The 16,121-nt window shown below is 71.6% G+C and carries 15 protein-coding genes; 14 read left to right on the forward strand and 1 reads right to left on the reverse strand.

The window, feature by feature from the left end:
• Nucleotides 1-60: 60 nt before the first annotated feature.
• From HNR20_RS18870 to HNR20_RS18895, 7 genes are all read left to right on the forward strand, one after another.
• Nucleotides 61-726 carry a response regulator transcription factor gene (locus tag HNR20_RS18870; RefSeq protein ID WP_184181642.1) on the forward strand — a complete coding sequence of 222 codons (666 nt, stop codon included), beginning with the start codon at nt 61-63 and terminating at the stop codon, nt 724-726.
• Nucleotides 723-1,787 carry a sensor histidine kinase gene (locus HNR20_RS18875; RefSeq protein ID WP_184181644.1) on the forward strand — a complete coding sequence of 355 codons (1,065 nt, stop codon included), beginning with the start codon at nt 723-725 and terminating at the stop codon, nt 1,785-1,787. The genes HNR20_RS18870 and HNR20_RS18875 overlap by 4 nt, the downstream gene beginning before the upstream one ends.
• Before the next feature lie 80 nt (nt 1,788-1,867).
• Entirely contained in the window at nt 1,868-2,935 is a 1,068-nt protein-coding gene (locus HNR20_RS32390; RefSeq protein WP_229686980.1) for an acyltransferase family protein, read from the forward strand.
• 26 nt (nt 2,936-2,961) lie between these two features.
• The gene (locus HNR20_RS32395; RefSeq protein WP_229686979.1) at nt 2,962-3,975 is read left to right on the forward strand and encodes a threonine ammonia-lyase; all 1,014 of its coding nucleotides are present in this window, start codon (nt 2,962-2,964) and stop codon (nt 3,973-3,975) included.
• Nucleotides 3,972-5,102, forward strand: a complete 1,131-nt coding sequence (locus tag HNR20_RS18885; RefSeq protein WP_184181646.1) for a D-alanine--D-alanine ligase family protein — start codon at nt 3,972-3,974, stop codon at nt 5,100-5,102. Before HNR20_RS32395 ends, HNR20_RS18885 begins: the two co-directional genes overlap by 4 nt.
• Complete coding sequence (locus HNR20_RS18890) at nt 5,099-5,776, forward strand: M15 family metallopeptidase (RefSeq protein ID WP_184181648.1); 678 nt, start codon at nt 5,099-5,101, stop codon at nt 5,774-5,776. Before HNR20_RS18885 ends, HNR20_RS18890 begins: the two co-directional genes overlap by 4 nt.
• A 58-nt stretch (nt 5,777-5,834) precedes the next feature.
• Nucleotides 5,835-6,509, forward strand: a complete 675-nt coding sequence (locus tag HNR20_RS18895; protein ID WP_184181650.1) for an RlpA-like double-psi beta-barrel domain-containing protein — start codon at nt 5,835-5,837, stop codon at nt 6,507-6,509.
• A 45-nt stretch (nt 6,510-6,554) separates the two neighbouring features.
• Here the strand turns inward: HNR20_RS18895 and HNR20_RS18900 are convergent, their stop codons facing one another.
• Nucleotides 6,555-7,796, reverse strand: a complete 1,242-nt coding sequence (locus HNR20_RS18900) for an SUKH-3 domain-containing protein (protein ID WP_184181652.1) — start codon at nt 7,794-7,796, stop codon at nt 6,555-6,557.
• A 79-nt stretch (nt 7,797-7,875) separates the two neighbouring features.
• Here HNR20_RS18900 and HNR20_RS18905 point away from each other — a divergent pair, with 79 nt between their 5' ends.
• The 7 genes from HNR20_RS18905 (at nt 7,876) to HNR20_RS18935 (ending at nt 16,110) form a co-directional block, all read left to right on the forward strand.
• Nucleotides 7,876-8,298: a YbaB/EbfC family nucleoid-associated protein gene (locus HNR20_RS18905; RefSeq protein WP_184181654.1), complete on the forward strand. Its 423-nt coding sequence runs from the start codon at nt 7,876-7,878 to the stop codon at nt 8,296-8,298.
• Nucleotides 8,295-8,627, forward strand: a complete 333-nt coding sequence (locus HNR20_RS18910; RefSeq protein WP_184181656.1) for a hypothetical protein — start codon at nt 8,295-8,297, stop codon at nt 8,625-8,627. The genes HNR20_RS18905 and HNR20_RS18910 overlap by 4 nt, the downstream gene beginning before the upstream one ends.
• 15 nt (nt 8,628-8,642) lie before the next feature.
• Nucleotides 8,643-12,977, forward strand: a complete 4,335-nt coding sequence (locus HNR20_RS18915; RefSeq protein WP_184181658.1) for a toxin glutamine deamidase domain-containing protein — start codon at nt 8,643-8,645, stop codon at nt 12,975-12,977.
• Nucleotides 12,977-13,414: a hypothetical protein gene (locus tag HNR20_RS18920; protein WP_184181660.1), complete on the forward strand. Its 438-nt coding sequence runs from the start codon at nt 12,977-12,979 to the stop codon at nt 13,412-13,414. Before HNR20_RS18915 ends, HNR20_RS18920 begins: the two co-directional genes overlap by 1 nt.
• A gap of 40 nt (nt 13,415-13,454) precedes the next feature.
• Entirely contained in the window at nt 13,455-13,988 is a 534-nt protein-coding gene (locus HNR20_RS18925) for a hypothetical protein (RefSeq protein ID WP_184181662.1), read from the forward strand.
• A gap of 59 nt (nt 13,989-14,047) precedes the next feature.
• Entirely contained in the window at nt 14,048-14,731 is a 684-nt protein-coding gene (locus HNR20_RS18930; protein WP_184188684.1) for an endonuclease V, read from the forward strand.
• A gap of 320 nt (nt 14,732-15,051) precedes the next feature.
• Nucleotides 15,052-16,110, forward strand: coding sequence for a hypothetical protein (locus tag HNR20_RS18935; RefSeq protein WP_184181665.1), 1,059 nt, complete (start codon nt 15,052-15,054; stop codon nt 16,108-16,110).
• Nucleotides 16,111-16,121 lie beyond the last annotated feature (11 nt).

A 16,121-nucleotide genomic window follows, 5' to 3' on the forward strand; every position in this document is an offset into this window, starting at 1 on the left:
AACCCTTAACCCGGGCCTGCGACGGTATGCCGGGCAAGCCGAACTCGGGGGAGCGGACACGTGCGGGTGTTGGTGGCGGACGACGAGCGATTGTTGGCGGACACGGTGGCCGAAGGGCTGCGACGCCTTTCGATGGCCGTCGACGTCTGCTACGACGGCGACGGTGCGCTGGAGCGGATCGGAGTGAACCGGTACGACGTCGCGGTGCTGGACCGGGACATGCCGGGGCACACCGGTGACGAGGTGTGCCGCAGCATCGCCGACTCACAGGCTGGCACCCGGGTGCTGCTGCTCACCGCGGCGGCCGGCATCCGGGACCGGGTGGAGGGGCTCGGTCTCGGCGCGGACGACTACCTGACCAAACCGTTCGCCTTCGCCGAGTTGGTCGCCCGGGTGCAGGCTCTCGGTCGACGGTCCACCCCGGCGTTGCCACCGGTGCTCGCCCAGGAGGGCCTGGTCCTGGACGTGGGCCGGCACGTCGCCACCCGGGACGGCCGCCCGCTGGCGCTGAGCCCGAAGGAGTTCGCCGTGCTGCACGTGCTGCTGCGGGCGGACGGGCAGGTGGTCAGCGCTGAGGAGTTGCTGGAGCAGGCCTGGGACGAGTTCGCCGACCCGTTCACCAACGCCGTCCGGGTCACCATGATGACGTTGCGGAAGAAGCTCGGTGATCCCGCGGTCATCCACACCGTTCCGAAGGCCGGCTACCGCATCGGCGGCACGGCGTGACCTGGACTCCCCGACGCCGGGTGCTGCTCGTGGGCCTGCTGGCACTGCTGGCCGGGCCGCTGTTGCCGGCGGTCGGCAAGTGGTTGTCGGGGGTGACCTGGACGTGGGGGCAGCAGTTCTGTGACGTGCCCGTGCCCGGGTTGTACACGGTCTGCGGGAACGTGCGTCCCGGGGCGTTCGTGCTGCCGCTGGCGGCCGTTGTGGCCGTGACCCTGGCAGCCCTGGTGGCGCTCTGGTTCGGTGCGGTGTGGTGCCTGCGCCCGGTCCGTGACCTGGCCGGGCCGATCGGGCACCTCGGCCCGCAGAACCTGGGTCACCGGATCCGACCACGGGGGCGCGACGAACTGGCCCGGCTGTCCCGGGCGATCGACGAGATGATGGAACGCGTTTCCGCGGGGTACGAGGGGCAGCGGCGGTTCGCGGCGAACGCCTCGCACGAGCTGCGTACTCCGCTGGCCGTGCAGCGGACGCTCATCGAGGTCGGCATGGCCAGGGCGCTTTCCGGCGAGCAGTTGGAGCTGTTGACCAGCCAACTGCTGGAGACCAACGAGCGCAACGAGCGGCTGATCGAGGGGCTGCTCGCGCTCAGCGAGAGCGATCAGGGCCTGCGCTCGCGAATACCGCAGCGGCTCGACACGATCGTCGAGGCGGTGCTCGCCGGGTACCAGGACCGCGCGCGGGAGGCCGGGGTCACCATCGACACCCATCTCGTACCCCGGGTCGTCGTCGGCGAGCGGCTGCTGCTGGAGCGCCTGGTCAGCAATCTGGTGGAGAACGGGATCAAGTACAACCGGCGGGGCGGCTCGCTGACCGTCGCGGTGAGCGGCGCGCCCGCGCTGTCCGTGGTCAACACCGGCCAACCGGTGCCGGCGGAGGCGGTGGCCGGTCTCTTCGAGCCGTTCCGTCGGCTCGCCCGCGACCGCACCTCACACGGCGGAGGCGCCGGTCTGGGACTGGCCATCGCCCGTTCGATCACCCAGGCGCACGACGGCATCATCGCCGCCCGACCCGCCGAGCACGGCGGCCTGCGGGTCGACGTCCAACTGCCCAACACGATCTAACACACCCACCGGCATCACCCGGGGTCCGTGTACCGCTGGACCCCACCTGCGGTGTGCCCGAAAACAGAGAGGAGAGACCCGTGACGACCGGAACAACCGTGCCAATCGCGCCTGTCACCAGCCCGCACTCGGCGCGCGTGGTGTGGGCCGACGTCGCCAAGGGCGGATGTCTCATCCTCGTGGTGCTCTGGCACGTCGTGGTGAAGCACTACCTGCGGATCGACTGGCGGGTCGGGTTGCCGGTGCCGGGCGCCTGGGGGCTGCTCGGGGAGCAGTTGTTGCCGCTGCGGATGCCGCTGTTCTTCACGATCTCCGGGATCTTCGCCGCGAACGCCGTCCACCGGCCGTGGCGCTTGGTGCGCCGCTCCCGGGTCAGTCGGTTGTTCTACCTCTACGCGACCTGGCTGCTGATCCACACGGCCGTGCTGGCCCTCGCTCCGGGCTTCCCCACCGATCGCGCCACCGACCTCGAGGGCCTGCTGGCGCAGCTGACCGTCACCCCGTCCAACCTCTGGTACCTGTACGCGTTGGCCCTCTACTTCGTGCTGGCCAAGGTGCTGCGCCGGGTTCACCCGGCAGTGCTGATCGCGGCCGCCGGCGTACTGTCGGCGATCGCCGCGGCCGGCCTGCTGGACACTCCCGGCAACCGCGGTGGGGTCTACCAGAACCTGGTGTTCTTCCTTGCCGGCCTGCACCTGCGGCCGTACGTCCAACGGTGGGCCGGCACCGCGAGCCGCCGACGGCTGGTGTGGACCCTCGCCCTGTACGCCGTGGCGCTCGGCGCCGTGGCGGCGGGTGCCGGGCGGTGGCTCGGTGTCGGCCTGCTGGTGTCCCTCGCCGCGGTGGCGTTCGGCGTCACCGCTGCTGCCCAGGTGGCCGACCGGCCCCGGATCGGCGGCGCCCTGGCTGCCCTGGGCCGCCGGACGCTCCCGGTCTACGTCATCCACATGCCGGTCCTCGCGCTGCTGCACCGGCTGCTCGCCGGTCCGGTCGCCGACCTGGCCGGACCCGGCCGGGCGCTGCTGGTGGTGGGCTACCCCGTCCTGCTCACCGCAGCGGTGCTGGCGCTCAGCCTGGCGCTGCACCGCGGACTGCTGGCGGCCCGCGCGAGCTGGCTGTTCGACCTACCCGCGCCGCACCGGCGCTGACCGCACCCGCACACGAAGGAGAAACGATGTCACGCACCGTTGGCCAGGTCCGGGCCGATGTCGAGGAGGCCTCCCGCTGGCTTGCCGGCCGCGTGGTCCGCACCCCCGTGCTGCGGTCCCCGGTGATCGATGGTCTGGCCGGAGCGCGAGTGCTGTTCAAGGCGGAGAACCTCCAAAACGGCGGTTCGTACAAGATGCGTGGCGCGCTGCGGGCTGTTGGCCGGCTCGCCACGGCCGGCCACACCGGCGTGATTGCGCAGAGCACCGGCAACCATGCGGTGGCGGTGGCGTTGGCGGCCCGCCAGCACGGGCTCGCGGCGATCGTGGTGCTGCCGGTCGACGCGGCACCGACGAAGGTCGACCGGGCCCGCGCGGCGGGGGCGCGGGTGGTGTTCGCCGGCACCGCTGTCGAGGAGCGGGTGGCGGTGGCGAACGGGCTCAGCGACGAGAGCGGTCATCCCGTCGTCGACGCGTACGACCACCCGGACGTCATCGCCGGGCAGGGGACGGCCAGCCTTGAGCTGATCGAGGAGGCCGAGCGCTTGGGCACACCGCTGGACGTGCTGGTCGTACCGGTCGGTGGTGGTGGCGGGGTGGCCGGCGCCTGCCTGGCCGCCGCCGGCACCGGCATCGAGGTGTACGGCGTGGAGCCCTCGGGTTGCGACTCACTCGCCCGCAGCCTGGCGGCCGGTGAGCGCGTCCCGGTCACGCCGGCGCCCACGATCGCCGACGGGCTGCGGCCGTCCTGCGTGGGTGAGCTGCCGTTCGCCATCGTGCGCGACGCGCTGCGCGGGGTCGTCCGGGTCGACGACGACGAGATCGGGGCGGCGTTCCGGCTGATCCTGATGGAGCTGAAGGTGCTTGCCGAGCCGTCCGGGGCGGCTGGTCTGGCCGGCGCGCTCCGGCTCGCGCCCGAGGCTGGTCGGCAGCGGACGGTCGGCGTGGTGCTGACCGGTGGAAACGTGGAGGCGGCGCTGGTGGCCCGGTTGATGGTCCAACGGCCCGCCGAGGTGACGACTGTGGAAGGGGTGGCGGCGTGAGCGCGCCAACTCGGATCGGGGTTCTGTTCGGTGGACCGTCGGCGGAGCACGAGGTGTCCTGCTCGTCGGCGCTCGGGGTGGTCCGGGCACTCGCCGGCGGCGGCTACCGTACGGTCGCCATCGGCGTCACCCGCAGCGGCGGGTTCCGGCTGATGCCCGACGCGCTGCTGGCCGAGTTGCGCGACCGGCCGGCCGGCGAGCGGGCCATCGACGACCGCCTGCTGGTGACCGGGCCGGCCGTCGAGCTGCGGGCCGGTCCGCGTCCGGGCGTCGTGCAGGTGGCCGCCGGTAACGCCCCTGGCGCGGTGCACGCCGAGCTGGACGTGGTCTTCCCGGTGCTGCACGGCCCGTTCGGCGAGGACGGTGTGGTGCAGGGGCTGTTGGAGTCCCTGAACGTGCCGTACGTCGGGTGCGGCATCCTCGCCTCCGCAGTGGGCATGAACAAGGTGGCGATGAAGCGGGCGCTGCGCGCGGAGGGCATCCCGGTCACCCCGTACGTCGCGTTCGACGCGCACACCTACCGGTCGGCGGACGACCCGGAGAAGCTGGTCCTCGGGCTGCGCCGGCCGCTCTTCGTCAAGCCGGCCAGCATGGGTTCCTCGATCGGCATTTCCCGGGTCGGTGAGGGCGACGACCTGGGCGCCGCCGTGGAGGAGGCGCTTCGCCACGACCAGCACGTCGTGGTCGAGCAGGGCGTCACCGGCCGGGAGTTGGAGTGCGCGGTGCTCGGTGGCTGGCGCCCCGAGGCGTCGGCGGTGGGCGAGGTGCGGGTCGCCGGCGGCTGGTTCGACTACCAGCAGAAGTACTTCGGCGACGCCGACCCGATGATCGTTCCCGCCGTCCTGCCGGACGAGGTGACCGCGCGGATCCGCGACCTGTCGCTGCGCGCGTTCGCCGCGATCGGCGGTTGGGGTCTGGCCCGGGTCGACTTCTTCTACGACGAGACGACCGGCGAGGTGTACGTCAATGAGCTGAACACCATGCCCGGCTTCACCGCGCACTCGATGTACCCGAAGGTGTGGGCGGCTGTCGGTGTCAGCTATCGCGAGGTGGTGGACCGACTCGTCGCGTTGGCCCGTACCCGGTATGCGGAACGGCCCGCGACCACCGTGGGGGCCGTCCGATGATCCTGCTCTCGGACCCTCGGGTGGCGGCCGTGCCCAGCGCCGACGACGGCGAGGGGTTGCTGGACCTGCGCGAGCTGCCGGAGCTGCGGCTCGACGGCCGCGCGGCCGACCCCGTCGGGGCGTACGCGCGGCTGCGCGCCGGAGTCGTCGACCGCCTGCTGGCCGCGCAGCGTGCCCTGCCCAACGGGATGCGCCTGCTGGTCGTCGAGGGATACCGGCCGTACCAGGCGCAGTTGGCCATCTTCACCGGCTACCGGGACGAGCTGCGCCGACGGCACCCGGACTGGTCCCCGGAGCGACTGCACCGGGAGACCACCAAGTTCGTCTCGCCGGTCGAGGTGGCCCCGCACAGCACGGGCGGGGCAGTGGATCTGACGCTGTGCACCGACGACGGTGTGGAACTGGATCTGGGCACGGCCATCGACGCCACCCCGGAGGACAGCGACGACGCCTGCTTCACCGACGCACCCACGATCGGCGCCACCGCCCGCCGGCACCGGCAGATCATGGTGGACGCTCTCGGCGGAGCCGGGATGGTGAACTACCCGACCGAGTGGTGGCACTGGTCGTACGGCGACCGTTACTGGGCGCTGATGACCGGGGCGCCGCACACCCGGTACGGGCCGGTGGACCTGGCCGCCGCGCGATCGATACCCGTGCCGGCTGAACGGTAGGCCGCCCCCATCCGTACCAGGGGAGTGAAGGACACCACCGAGGACGGGAGTGACGGCGATGAGGGTGCAGCGCAGGCACGTGCTGGCGGCGACCGTGGCGGTGCTCGCCGCGGCGGGTGTGGCGGTGGGGACCAGCTTCGGTTTCGCCGGCACCGCCCCGGCACGGTCGTCCGTCTGCTCCGGCTCGGTCACCTTCTCGGCGGAGGCCGGGGCACCGGCGGCGACCAGCGACCGGTTCCCGGTGGGTACGCGGCTGCGGGTCACGAACCTGGACAACAACCGGGCGGCCACGGTGACGGTGACCGGCCCGTCGGGTAGTTGTGTGCTGCTCAACGCGGCCGCCATGGAGCTGGTCAGGGAGCCGGGCAAGAACGTGATCCGTCGCAACGTGGTGGAGCGGCTGGATGGTGGGGCGCCGTCGGCCGGGCAGCCGACCGCCGGCACGGTCCGCCCCGGTGCGGCGTCCCCCGGTGCGCCGGGTCCGGCGCCCCGCTCGGCCTGCTCGGGGGCGATCACCTTCTTCGCCGAGGGTGGCGTGCCGGCGGCGACCAGCGGACAGTTCCCGGTGGGTACGCGCCTGCGGGTCACCAACCTGGACAACAACCGGGCGACCACGGTGACGGTGACCGGCCCGTCCGGCAGTTGCGTGCTGCTCAACTCCGCCGCGATGGAGCAGATCCGCGAGCCGGGCAAGAACCTGGTCCGCCGCAACACGGTGGAAGTGCTGCGCTGACGTCTGGCGGGGCCCCTGTCGAACAGGGGCCCCTCACGCTGGGCTCTAATCCGCCTGCCAGGTGCCGTCGTCGCGTACCCGGGCGGGAGCGCGGCCGAGCAGCAGCGTGGTCAGCGCGGCGTCGATGGTGTCGCCGAGGAACCACTCGCCGGCCTGATCGAGCGCGAACACGCGACCCCGCTCGTCCACCGCCAGGATGCTGTCCTGTTGTTCGGTGCCGATCGGGAAGAGGCGTACGCCGAGCACCGCCCCGAAGTCCGCGAGCGTGTCGGCGGTGTGCGCGATGGTGTGCGGGCGGATGTCGAATCGGGAGATCCACACCTGCTCGCCCCGGCCGCGCCGGGCACCGACCAGGCTGGGGAACGCGGTCAGCGCCTCCACCGCGGCGGGAAACACCGTGTGCCGGTGGGCCAGCCCCGGCACCGCGGTGACGTCCCGCACGGCGGCGGCAGCCATGATCTGATCCCCGATGTGCGGTCGCCAACCAGCCGCGACCAGCGCGTTGGCGACCTCCGGTGGAAAGCGCCCCGGATCAGGGTCGGGCTCCGCCGGGGCGCGCCAGGTCTCGGTGTAGGCCCGAGCCGACTCCGGCAGGACATTGGCCCGCACCAGGAAGCTGATGCACGAATCGCAGGGCCGCTCGGCGGGGCCACCAGCCGGATCGCCCGGCTCACGGATCCGGAAGATCTCGAACCGGGCGTCCTCCAGCAGTGCCGCCGCCTCGGCCCGACCCATCGGCGCGATGCCCTCGGCGGCGCGACGGTGGTCGTACTCATGCAGGACGTCGGAGACCACGATCAGCTCGGCGTGGGCTTCCCCACCCCGAACCAGATCGCCAGGGGGCAGCTGGTCCAGGTAGGTGCGGACGAGCGGGTGATGGTTCAGTGGGACACCGGCCTTCGTGCCCTGGGCCGTCCAGATTCGACCCTCGATGGTCAGATGCGCGGCGGTGTTCGGAGTGGCGATCCGATGGATTTCCCGGACCAGCAGGCTCGATGGATCGACAGTGCGCGGAGCTGTCGGCCCGGCGGGCTGGCTGCGCCGGTACATCTCCGCCACCACCGTGCTCGGCACCCGGGGCCAGGTGGTGACCTTGCCGGTCTGCTTGTCGATGACGGTCGTCGGCAGGTCCCCGGGGACCGTGCGTACGTCGGTGGGCACGACCGACGTGATGACGTAGCCGAGGTCGAACTCGTCGACCATCGCTGTGCATTCGTGGCCGAGGCGCTGCGAGTCGCGGCGGGCCCAGGTGGCCGCGAGTTGCTCTGCCTGTAGACGGTCGATCACACAGTGAAACTACCGGACCACACGGATCGATGGCGGCCGGTATTGTTTCGCTCTACCGACGGTGACGGGAGGGGCGGCCGTGAGCGAACACGCGGACCGGGGCGCCAATCGCGAGCTACGGGCCCGATTCGACGACGTGTATGGGCAATACCAGCAGCTCAGGTCCGGTTTGGACACCCTGCAGGCGCGGCTCGCCGAGCTGCGGGTGACCCGACGGTCGGCCGACGGCCAGGTGACCGCCACGGTGGGCGCCCAGGGCCAGTTGATCGATGTCGAGCTGGCGCCGACCGTCTACCGCGATCGGGACGCCGGGGCGCTCAGCCGAAAGATCACCGAAACGATCCGGGCCGCCGCGACCGCCGCCTCCGACGCCACCCGCGACCTGGTCGCCGAGGCCATGCCGGCCGGCTCCGGGTCGGTGGACTTCCTGCGCACCGGTGATTACGCCGCGCTGCTCGGCCGGGCCGATGCCGTGCTCGGCAGGGGTGAGGGGAAGGCATGACCGACGGGCAGCTCTGGCTCGATCCGTCCCGCGCCCGCCGGGGCGGCGCCGACCTGGCACTGGCCGGCGAGGCGGTGACGGCCCGTCGAGCGGCGGAAGGCGGTGCGATCGAGGCCGCCAGCGGGGCTCGGCCCTGGGGTCGCGACGACATCGGCGCCGCGTTCGACCGCAACTACCGCGGGTTCGAGCAGACCGTGCTGCGGGCCTGGGCGGGTGTCGGGCACCGGCTCACCGAGTTGGGCAGCGACGTTGTCCAAGCGGTCGACGCGAGCGTGCAGACCGACGGGGCCAGCGCCGCCCGGTTCGGCCGGGCCGCCGACCAACGCTGACGGCTGGCGACTTCGATGAGCGTGCTGCCGAGCCCGATTCCACACCCACTGGACTACGCGCCCTGGGACGTGCCGGGCTGGATCTACGAGGCCCTCGACTGGGTGGTCGGCGTGCAGTGGCCAGAGGGCAACGAGCGGGCCGTCTGGGACGTCGCCGACCAGTGGTACGGGGTTGCCGCCGTCCTCGCTGGTCCGCACACCGATGCCGCCGCCGCAGCCATCGAGGTGCACAGCGGGTACGGCGGTGTAGGGGCAGTCGACGCGGCGTTCGAGGCTGCCTGGCGGAGGATCGCCGAGGGTGCCGACGCTCCGCTGCCCGTGCTGCTCGCCGTCACCGCCGACCTTGGCCGGCTGGTCGAGGAGTGCGGCTGTGACATCGAGGGCGCCAAGCTGGAAGTCTGGATCGAGCTGGGCATCCTGGTCATCGAGCTGCTCTCGGTGGCGGTGGCGGCGATACTCACCGCTGGTGCCGCAACCCCCGCCGCCGGCGCGGCGATCACCGCGACCCGGCTGCTGGTTCAACAGATCTTCAAACGGTTGATGGGCCAACTGGCCAGCAAATCCCTCAAACACGGGCTCAAGGAGGCCGGCGAGCGGGCGGCCAAGGAGGTTGCCCAGGGTGGCGTGCGTGGGTTCACCAAGCGGGCCGCCCGTGAAGGGCTGGAGGAAGCCACCGAGGAGGCCGGGGTCACCCTGGCGACCCAGGCGTACCAGAACTCCACCGGGCGGGCCCACGGCCTGGACCTGACCGACCTCGGCGCGTCGGCGGTCGGCGGGCTGGCCGGCGGGGCGGTGGCACCGCTCGCCGGCCTGGGTCGGCACGCGACCGGACGGGCCGCGCGCGTCGGGGAGCACCTGGGGCGGGAGATGACCGGCGAGGTGCTCGCCGACAGCGCTGCCAGCCTGGCCACCGGACAGGGCCTGACCTCGATGGAGGACGTGGCGCGCGCCGCGGCCTCCGGGGCCACCGGTTCGGCGACCGGCCAGACCGACCACGCGCTCCGCGCCCGGCTCGACGCGCAGGCCAATGCCCTCGCCGGGGCCTCACTCGCCGGCCCGTCTCTCCCGTTCGAAGCGCCCGCCGTGGGTGGCCCGTCTTCCGGGGCATCCGCTTCGGCGGGGGCCGCGTTCGCGGCCGGCTCGCAGCCGGTCGGGACTGGTGGGGTGGTTCCGTCCTCGGGCGTTCCGGTGCAGGCGACGGCCGACGTCGCGGCGCCGCCGCCCGCTCACGGGGCGCCGGTACCCGCCGTTACGCAGGCGTACTCGGGCGTGGAGCTGTCGTCGCGGGCCGAGCTTCCGCCCTCCACGGCTGTCGATGTGAACGCGTCGTCGCCGGTCGATGGTGCGTCCAGACTGGACACGGCTGACCGTTCGGTGCGCTCGCCGGAGGTGATGCCGACGGCGGAGGGGCCTCTGGCGGAGAGGGCGGGCACCCCGGTCGCGGCCGACCCCGCGCTGTCGTCGTCGCAGCCTGATCCGAGGCTCTCGTCGGCGGCGGCCGATCCGAGTATGTCGTCGGTGGCCGCTGACCCGCGGCTTTCGTCGGTGGCTGCTGATCCGAGGCTTTCGTCGGTGGCCGCGCCGGCACCCGTGGTTGGGTCCATTGAACCGGCCACCGGTGTTGCGCCGGGCCACCTCAGCAACTCGCAGCACGCCACCGCCTCCGGCCCGGTCGCCTGGTCTCCGTCGACCGGCACCGGCCCGACAACGCCTGTCACCTTCGCTGCCCCGACCACCACCAACAGCCCGCCGCCGGTCAGCACCACCCCACCGGTCGTGGGCCGATTCGCCGTACCCTCGCGCATCCCGACGCGGGAGGTGCTCGCACCTCCCCATCCGGCTCGGGGGCGAGCGTCGATCCCCGTCGACGTGGCGGCGTTCGGCGACACGTCGGTGTCCGCGACCGAGACCAACGCCGCGTACGCGGCGCAGTGGGCCGCCGAAGCCGAAGCCGCCGAGCGGCGGCGTTACCAGGGCCACTACGAATCGCAGCGGACCGGGTTCGAGCACAACCGCCGGCAGGCAGAAGCCACCCGACTACGCGCCCGGGCCGCCGAGCACGATCGCAGGGCCATCGAGTACGCCACCTACGCCCGACAACTGCACCAAGCCGGTCACCGACACTGGGCCGACGGGTGGCAGCGGGCCGCGAACGATGAGACACGCGCGTACGCCCAGTGGCGTGACCTGGCAGACGCGGTGCTGGCCGGCACCACTGCGCCCGCGGTCGTGGACATCGGCGCCGCCGTCTTCGAGCACGCCAACAGGGATGTGGGCGCGCTCGCACTCGGCGCGGTGGAGACCACCGGCCCGTCCCGGCTCACCGGCGACGACGTACCCCCGCCGATCGACGACTCCCGGCCGTACGGACAGCCCGGAGGACTGCGTCCACCACTAGCCCTGCACCAGGTCGACGTCGAACGCCAGATGCCCCGCGACCCGGACGGCGCCGTCACCCGCACCGCCGACCCCCGACAGGGCACCTGGTTCCGGCTCCTGAACGACGGAGGTCCCCGAGCCGACGCCACCCGAGGCATCAACTGCCTCGACTGCACACTGTCGATGTTCGAGACGTGGGTGCACGGGCGGCCCCGGGTGTCGGCACCGCGCACCTTCGACGGCTACCTGGACGGCGACATTCGCCGCCCGATCCGTGGCGAGGCGGGCGGCCCGGGCCGGGTCGAGGACGTGACCGGCGGACGCTTCCAGCAACTCCTCGCCCCGTCGTCCGGGGAACGTCCGCACGCCGAGCAGGCCCGGCAGGTCGCCGACCGGGGCTACCGCAACCTGCACGACCAACTCCTGCTGGGAGGCCACGGCAGCTACGCGTTCCTGGTCACCGAGTCGCCACACGGCGGTTCACACGCCTGGGTGGCGCTCAACCAGAACGGCACGGTGCTCTACGTCGACCCGCAGAACAGCCTGATCCGGGACCGACCCCTGTACCCCGACGTGGTCGGCATCGACGCGCTGCTGCTGAGCGGAGACGGCCGGCCGATGCCACTCGGCGGGCTGCCCCGAGGCCGGTTCAGCGAGCGGCCCGACCTGCCGGAGCACCCGCCGGCGTACGACAACGGCAGCCACGGCGACCCGTACATCAACCGGATGTACCTGCTGCTGGACGGCCCCGGGTCGGCTTCGCCACCGAAGGGTGGCGAGCCTGTCGACAGGTCATCCGGCACTGCTCCGGGTCAGCGTTCACCAAGTGACAGCCCGGCCCGGGTCGTCTCGATGGCCGGCAGCCTGGACGAGATCTTCGCGGCCGGAGTGAGTCCCGCCGAATTCGCAACGGTGGTCGACCCGCCTACCCTCCGTCGGCTGGTGTCGGATCTTGACGACGCGTCCGCCCGGGACGTGGTGCGATTGTTCGCCGACGGTCGGGTCCGCGACATGCTCGACGGCGCCCGCCGGGAACCACCAGCGAACGAGCCGGAACTGGCCGAGCGTCTGGTCCGGCAGTTGGTCCGGCAACCAGACCTGGCGCGCATGATCCTGTCCACGCCCGAACTTGCGAACTCGCTGACCGCTCGCCCGTTGACTCTCTATCACCTGAGCGGTCATCAGCAGGCTATCGACGTCCTCGCCGAGGTGCTCGACGACGTCGCCCAGCAAGAGGCTGTCGAGCGGGAGCCGGCCGACAGGCAAGTACCTCGGCCAGCGCCAACACCCCTCACCGACGAGCAGTTGAGGATCAGCGCCAGCATTCGGGTGCGTCGGGGGCCGGTCGCACAGGCGGGATTCGACGACCTCCGGCGTGGTGACGAGGCCTACCGGAGGCGCTACCTCGACGATCTCTACGCGGCGGCAGCCGTGGCGCAGGTGGATCTGAATGAACTTGCGGTGTCCCTGGCACAGGTGCATGGTCATCGTGTTGGAGAGCCCGGCTGGCGTCCTGAGCCAAAGGATCGACGCCGAGCCGAGGACAAGGTGAACAAGAATCAGGGTGATGCGTCGAAGTTGCTCGACCTCGCCGCCGCAAAGGTCGAGTTCCGATCACTCGATGATCTCTACGCCGCGCTCGGGCGAATACGCGATCACCCGGACGTTGTGATCGTGAGTTGCCAGGACCGGTTCATATCTCCCGAGGACAGTGGCTACCGAGATGTGCAACTCGTACTTCGGACGCGGAACGAGCATCTTGCCGAGTTCCGTCTGCACCTGGCCGCGCTCGACGCGGTAGCGGTCTGGGAGCATGCGCTGTATGAGGTGCGCCGTGATGTAGATGCCTTGGCTCGAGCCGAGGGTCGGGCCTTGACGAAACGCGAGGGAGCGATCGCAGATGGGATCCTTCGTCGCGAGCAACAGTTGTTCTGGGAGGCGTTGCAGTCGACCCACGAGGGGGACGTTTGATGGCCGACATGCCAGGCTTGGTGCTTCCGTCTTACTACCTCTACTACCAGTCGCCGGTAAAAATCGTGGGAACGCCCGACGGCGGCGCGAGGGTTTGGCGGATTTCCATCGATACTGGGGGATGGCAGGAGAAGAACGACCTCTTTACCGAGATTGTGTTTGACATCGGGGGAGATGTATTCAGCCGGACGGCGGAGGACTTCGTGCAGGAGGTAGAGGCGTTCCGGGCTCATCACCTCAAGGGTGACGGGCCCATCTTCGCGCTCTATGACACGGTGCGGGCGATCGAGGATCTGGCAGATGCCGAGGCGCGTCACGAGACGCCAAGCGAGCAGGCCATTATTCGCGGAATCCGGAGTCGGACATTCGTAATGTTCGAGGAGCAGCTCCGCGCGGCCGGTGATCCTGGCGCGGACCCCGATATAGCCACGGCGTAGAGCGTTGATCAGGTGCAGACCCAGGTTGGCGGTGAGTTGGGTGAGCCGAGCGCTCTCGTACTACCTGATCTATAGGACCGACCAGAGCACGGCCCCAGCGGGGCTCTTTGTGATCGACCCAGGCCAAGGTGAGGCGCTTCTGTGGGATCACCGGCGCGGGGCATGGGCGTACGACCCAGGTTTGGTCACACGCTTTCTGGACGACTATCGCAACCTGGACCGCTATGAGAGTGTCAACCGGATGAGGGCCGAGCAGGTGGCCCAGGCCATCACTGGTGTTCCGGCGCTGCCGGACGAGACGGCCTTTCGCATGATGCTTGCCGCCGGCGCCGCCGGCTACGAAGCCAGCTTGGCGGATGGTGGTGGCCCGGGTATCACTTCCACCCAGGACCGTCCGGATAGTCCATCCGATCAGGGTGCCCCGGGCGGTGCCCCTGCCCGTAACGTCCTGGGCGGTGCCTCCAGCCAGTTAGGCATGGGCGGCAGTGCCTCCGGCGGCGGCGCCGATGGCTCTGCCGGCCGGAGGAGCCGAGCGACCTGGCCCGACGGCGCAGACGGCGTGGGTCGAGCGTGATCGACTCCAGTTCGGCGACATTGCGGTATCAGCGGCCGGGGGATAGCCCCATGTCGGCGATGTCGAGTGGATCATGGGATGGCTTGACGGAAGAGCAGGCTGTGGTCGTACAGGAGGAGTTGCGGCCGCTGGTCGACCTGGTTGGGCCGGGGCCGAGCGCGCCGGCGACGGTGGCCGGCCTGGACGTCGCGTACTCCCCGGGGGGTGACCTTCTGGCTGCGGCCGTGACGGTGCTGGATGCCCGGACCCTGACGGTGGTGGATTCCGCGGTCGGTGTGGGACGGCCCGCGTTCGGCTATGTGCCGGGGTTGTTCGCCTTCCGGGAGTTGCCCGCGCTGCTCACCGCGTTAAACCGGCTGACCACGGTTCCGGACCTGCTGGTGTGCGACGGGCACGGGCTGGCGCATCCGCGCCGGTTCGGGCTCGCCTGCCACCTCGGGGTGGTTACCGGGTTGCCCGCGATCGGGGTGGGGAAGACTCCGCTGGTCGGGACGTGGGATCCGCCGCCCGTCGAGCGGGGTGCCTGGTCACCGCTGCGCGACGGCGGTGACGTCGTCGGCCGGGTGTTGCGGACGCGGGACGGGGTGAAGCCGGTCTTCGTGAGCGTCGGCCATCGGATGAGTCTGGCGAACGCGACCGCGCAGGTGCTCGCGCTCACCCCACGGTTCCGACTGCCGGAGACCACCCGCACCGCCGACCGACTCTGCCGCGACGCCCTCTCCCGCACGGAACACCCCGACTGACCGCACGGACCCCCCGGCTGACCGCGCGGAACGGATCGACCGCGCGGGGATCACCCCGACCGGCCGCACGGAGGGTGATCGACTCCGGATCGGCGATGTTGGGGCATCCAAGGACGGGGATAGCCCCACGTCGCCGATGTTGAGTGGATCATGCTCGGGCGGTGCCGGGGGCGCGGAGAGACCGCCCCAAGAGCAGGTCGGCGGGCCGGGCCGCAAAGCGTAACGCGGCACACATCTGGGCCGCTCTATGACCGGCAGTGCGGGTGGGCCGGTAGTAGCCTGACCCGCGGACCCCACCCGGGGAGAACGGCGAGGTGATCATGACGGTGCGTCGACGCGCGGCACAGCTCGCGGCGGTCTGCGGTCTGGTGGGCGGCCTGGTGATGCTCGGTGCGTCCCCGGCGTTGGCCGACGACGACTCGGTCCGGGTGGGTGCGGCCAGCAGCTTCGCCGCCGGCGGATCCCCACAGGGGGTGAACGTCGCGGTGCGTAAGCGCACCGATGGGTGCGTCCTGCTGCGTACCGCGCTGGGTCTGCGCCTTCGAGATCTGCAGGCGGACCAGGTGAAGGTCGAGGTCAACGCGGGTGGGCGCTGGTTGCCGGTGGCAGTCTCCGGCGGTGGCGGCAGCGTGGCGACCGCGCAGACGTCCCCGTCGAAGCCGACCCTCTGCAAGGGCAAGGGCATCACGGTGCGGTACCGGGTGGCGTTCGCCGCCGGCACCCCTGGTGGCGGGCTCGTCGTCACCGGCGCGGGCGTCAGCCTGACGGGTCAGGAGCTGGGCCGGGGCAGCGACACGGCGAAGGTGACCGGCGCGCGGGTCACGCCGACTCCGACGCCGTCGAAGAAGGCGACGCCGACCCCGACTCCGACCGAGGCGGCGATCGTCGACGAGGTGGTGACTCCAGCGGCGCTGGGAGGCGTGTCCGGTGCGCCGGACGCCTCGGCAGCCGCTGCGGAATCGTCCGGCGGCAAGTCGCCGGTGATGATCTTCGGCATCGTGCTGGTGGCGATCGGGTTGCTGCTCATCGTGCTGCTGTTCCGTCGCTCGCGACAGGATCGGAAGCCGTCCGACGAGCCGACCGGCGTCCTTCCGGGCAACCCCGGCGGCACCACCTACCGCGCCGGCGGTGGGTCACCGGCCGCGCCCGGTCGCCCTGGTCAGGTGTACGGCCAGCAGCCGCCGGCCGCCGGTTGGGGCGCCGTGCCGACCCCGCGCCCTGCCGCCGGCGGGGTCTACGGTGCCCGGCCAGACGATCCCGGTCCCTCCCCGGAGGCGACGCAGCTCATGCCGGGGGCACCGGGGACCCGGCCGCTGCCTGGGGATCCGCCCACCGACGATGGCGGTCACACCGTGATCATGCCTCGGCTCCCCGGCTGAGCAAGGCGCAA

The organism is Micromonospora parathelypteridis (genome assembly GCF_014201145.1).
Classification (GTDB): domain Bacteria; phylum Actinomycetota; class Actinomycetes; order Mycobacteriales; family Micromonosporaceae; genus Micromonospora; species Micromonospora parathelypteridis.

Bases quoted from the DNA above. Each gene is read 5' to 3' on its own strand.
- HNR20_RS18895 (WP_184181650.1), top strand. From the start codon at position 5,835: ATGAGGGTGCAGCGCAGGCACGTGCTGGCGGCGACCGTGGCGGTGCTC.
- HNR20_RS18935 (WP_184181665.1), top strand. From the start codon at position 15,052: ATGACGGTGCGTCGACGCGCGGCACAGCTCGCGGCGGTCTGCGGTCTG.
- HNR20_RS18910 (WP_184181656.1), top strand. From the start codon at position 8,295: ATGACCGACGGGCAGCTCTGGCTCGATCCGTCCCGCGCCCGCCGGGGC.
- HNR20_RS18920 (WP_184181660.1), top strand. From the start codon at position 12,977: ATGGCCGACATGCCAGGCTTGGTGCTTCCGTCTTACTACCTCTACTAC.
- HNR20_RS32395 (WP_229686979.1), top strand. From the start codon at position 2,962: ATGTCACGCACCGTTGGCCAGGTCCGGGCCGATGTCGAGGAGGCCTCC.
- HNR20_RS18930 (WP_184188684.1), top strand. From the start codon at position 14,048: ATGTCGAGTGGATCATGGGATGGCTTGACGGAAGAGCAGGCTGTGGTC.
- HNR20_RS18915 (WP_184181658.1), top strand. From the start codon at position 8,643: ATGAGCGTGCTGCCGAGCCCGATTCCACACCCACTGGACTACGCGCCC.
- HNR20_RS18890 (WP_184181648.1), top strand. From the start codon at position 5,099: ATGATCCTGCTCTCGGACCCTCGGGTGGCGGCCGTGCCCAGCGCCGAC.